The organism is Thalassolituus sp. UBA6592 (assembly GCF_002433655.1).
Taxonomy (GTDB): domain Bacteria; phylum Pseudomonadota; class Gammaproteobacteria; order Pseudomonadales; family Oceanobacteraceae; genus Venatoribacter.
The window spans coordinates 1257-3967 of record NZ_DJIO01000008.1 but is presented as its reverse complement, the minus strand read 5'-3'; the positions used below and the strand labels follow the sequence as shown (position 1 = coordinate 3967).

Annotated in this window: 4 protein-coding genes and 1 tRNA gene; all 5 read right to left on the bottom strand. The window is 52.6% G+C overall.

Features of this window, described 5'->3' with window-relative positions:
• Positions 1-25 precede the first annotated feature (25 nt).
• Positions 26-101 (bottom strand) — tRNA-Arg (locus tag B2Z72_RS00900).
• Between the two features lie 112 nt (positions 102-213).
• Positions 214-978: a flagellar brake protein gene (locus tag B2Z72_RS00895; RefSeq protein ID WP_297003991.1), complete on the bottom strand. Its 765-nt coding sequence runs from the start codon at positions 976-978 to the stop codon at positions 214-216.
• 3 nt (positions 979-981) lie between these two features.
• Positions 982-1452 carry a flagella synthesis protein FlgN gene (locus B2Z72_RS00890; protein WP_297003990.1) on the bottom strand — a complete coding sequence of 157 codons (471 nt, stop codon included), beginning with the start codon at positions 1450-1452 and terminating at the stop codon, positions 982-984.
• A 12-nt stretch (positions 1453-1464) separates the two neighbouring features.
• Complete coding sequence (flgM, locus tag B2Z72_RS00885) at positions 1465-1800, bottom strand: flagellar biosynthesis anti-sigma factor FlgM (RefSeq protein ID WP_297003989.1); 336 nt, start codon at positions 1798-1800, stop codon at positions 1465-1467.
• Between the two features lie 64 nt (positions 1801-1864).
• Positions 1865-2548 carry a flagellar basal body P-ring formation chaperone FlgA gene (gene flgA / locus B2Z72_RS00880; protein ID WP_297003988.1) on the bottom strand — a complete coding sequence of 228 codons (684 nt, stop codon included), beginning with the start codon at positions 2546-2548 and terminating at the stop codon, positions 1865-1867.
• Between the last annotated feature and the right edge of the window lie 163 nt (positions 2549-2711).

The window sequence follows — 2711 nt, the reverse complement described above, 5'->3', positions numbered from 1 at the left end:
GTCCGGAAATAGTTGACCACTACAATGGCCTCCCCACAGGGACTCGAACCCCGATCGGTCGCTTAGGAGGCGACTGCTCTATCCTGTTGAGCTATAGGGAGACGGAGCGCATTCTAACGGCTGGGGAGGGTGTTGTCAGCCCTGACAGGCTTCTGCTTGCTGTTGTGCGTTCAGGGCTGGTTATTAATTGAACAATCTGCTCGTGAGAGGTTGTCAGAGGTCGGCGAACGGGTCTTCATTTGTCTCATTGGTTTGCCGCTCTTCCCACTGCAGTTCGTTGATCAGCTTATCCAGATAACGCTGTGCCATAGGCGAAATGCGGGTAAAAGCAAAACCGCAGGTCGTATCACCTTCATCGGTGTTTACCACGTGGCGGGCTTCCAGTGAGCAGTCCATGGTGTGTTCGCTGTTAAAGCGGATGCGGCCAATATCGAACTTTTCCTGTTGTTGCAGGCGCTTTTTTACGTTGCCTTTGAAATAGGCTTTGAAGCCGCTGGAGGAGATATCTTTCAGCTGACCGATAAGATCGCCTTCGCTGTCACCCATGCGGATTTTGACCAGTATTTCATGGGCCGGGGGAATCATAACTCGGTAGGAATCGCGACGCTGCAGGTAGAGGACTTTATCGGGAAACTCGGCACGATACTGTTCTTTTCCGGACTGATAGGTCAGACGACCTGTCATGCGGAATTCGATGCGGATTCCCTGGCTGTCGCATTCAATGCTGAAGCGTTTGCCGGAGCGGATCATTTCATTGCCCTGCTGGGGAATGACCTTGTCCATAAAGAAGCTGCGACTCTTGAGGTCGGTTGCCGTAATGGCTGAGCTGAATACCTCGGTACTGCCGTCGATATGCACTTTCACCGGTGTCGACATAAGTACGATTTTACGCAGCGCACCATAGATATCTTCCGCCTCTTCCAGCAGATATTCCTGATTACTATCCATTTCCATCGACATGGCTATTGCTTCCGACACTGTTCAGACCTCAATGTATCCCCGCCCGTTGTTGAGGTGATTTTCTTTGCCCTGATCATTGTATAAGTGTGGATCATTATCGCGGCCGCGCAAGATTTTGAGTTTCTGAACAGTACGGTGACGTGCCGTCAATACAATGTCAGACAGCTGTTGCGAGAGTTTGCGGTTGCGGTTGTACTGTTGCTCCAGTTCCTGCCACAGGCGGTTAATGTTTGCCGCCGGGCGGATATCCGGATGGTTGAGACAGGTGTCTGCGGAATCCATCCCCTTATTCTGCATCCATTGCAGGCGCTGGCTGGCATGGTCACGCAGTTGTTGCAGACATTGGCTGCTGGAGGTTCGCAGGTGTTGCAGGGTGCCTATATCGTTGGCGCGGATGGCGCCGCGCTCCTGGTGCATCAGATCATGAATCTGACGCGCCAGATTCAGTTCTTCATCTAGCAGTTTGGCAAAATGCTGGGTGTCGATGCTCATGGCGGACTACTTTCAGTTGAGTTTGTCCTCAAAAGAAAGCATTTTCCCTGCCAGCTTGTCGTAATCGATTTTGTATTCGCCATTCTGGATCGCATTGCGGATGCGGTCGACGGTGGCGTCGTCTACTTCCGGCATATCACGGATCTCAGCTTCAATCTGCTGAATACTTTTGCTGCTCGCGCTCAGTTTGACCTGATCGGTGACTTTGGCCGTTTCCTGAGCTTTGCTGTTGTTGTCCTGTTTGCCCGGTACGGCTTCGGTTGCGCCGCTCCTGGTTTTTGAACTGGTGTCAGTTCCACCAGTTAACTTATTGATATTCATGGATAAATCTCCCAGCCAGTTTGCCATTTTACACTCCTGCATAGATGTTATCGGCCAGCTTTTATGGAACTTTAACTTTTTTTTGGAATTTTTATTCCACCTGTACTAACCCGGGGGCAATGGCGGTCGCTGTGACGATTTTGCCGCTGCGGTTGTTCTTTACCCTCAGTGTTTCACCTTCCCGCGCTCTCCCCATGGCGGTCCCTTTCATGGTGACACTGATGCCCGGACGATTCACCCTGATATCGACCTCATCGCCACGACCTATGATCAGTGGCTCGTCCAGCATGTCCGGTGACAATACTGTCCCGGCACGCAGGCTGCGCTTTACCTGCAGGCCGCGCAGAGGAATGTTGCGGCCAAAGAATCCTTTGTTCAGCTCACCAATGTCATGCCGCACATAGCGGATGTCGGCGCTGGTCAGATGAACGCCGGCCGTCGTGCTGTGGGCCAGTACGGCAACTTCACGGTAAACATGCAGCTGAATCGCCATATGGCGGCTCCAGTAGGGCGAGGGGCAATGTATTTCTATGCCGTTTCGCCCGGGCTGCAGGGGTTTGACCAGATCCGTCAGGGGCTGACTGTCGCAATCCTGCAGACGGAAGTCTGACGGTGTGCCAGGAAAACTGATTTTGCTGTTCCTGCTGTCGCCGCTTATTTCCTGCCAGCGCTTCAGCAACTGCCGCGAAACCGTCTGCTGCCAGTCGTTCTGTGCCGCAGCAAAGGCAGGCGCTGTCAGGGCCAGAGCTAAAAAAGCTGTAATTATCCTGTGCATACGCAGGTTCTGAACTATGCTCATAAACAGATTGAACTGAATGTCATTAATCCGGCGTTCCGGATGGCTTTAGGTATTTTGAGCAAAGGCCATGCCGGGTTGGGTGAGGGAGCTTGTTTATGGCAGGGGTATTGGACTCGGGAAACCAGCGTACGCAGCTGGT

What these genes read in the sequence shown, in the direction of transcription:
- flgA (WP_297003988.1), bottom strand. Translation starts at nt 2,548, where the DNA reads ATGCACAGGATAATTACAGCTTTTTTAGCTCTGGCCCTGACAGCGCCT.
- flgM (WP_297003989.1), bottom strand. Translation starts at nt 1,800, where the DNA reads ATGGCAAACTGGCTGGGAGATTTATCCATGAATATCAATAAGTTAACT.
- B2Z72_RS00890 (WP_297003990.1), bottom strand. Translation starts at nt 1,452, where the DNA reads ATGAGCATCGACACCCAGCATTTTGCCAAACTGCTAGATGAAGAACTG.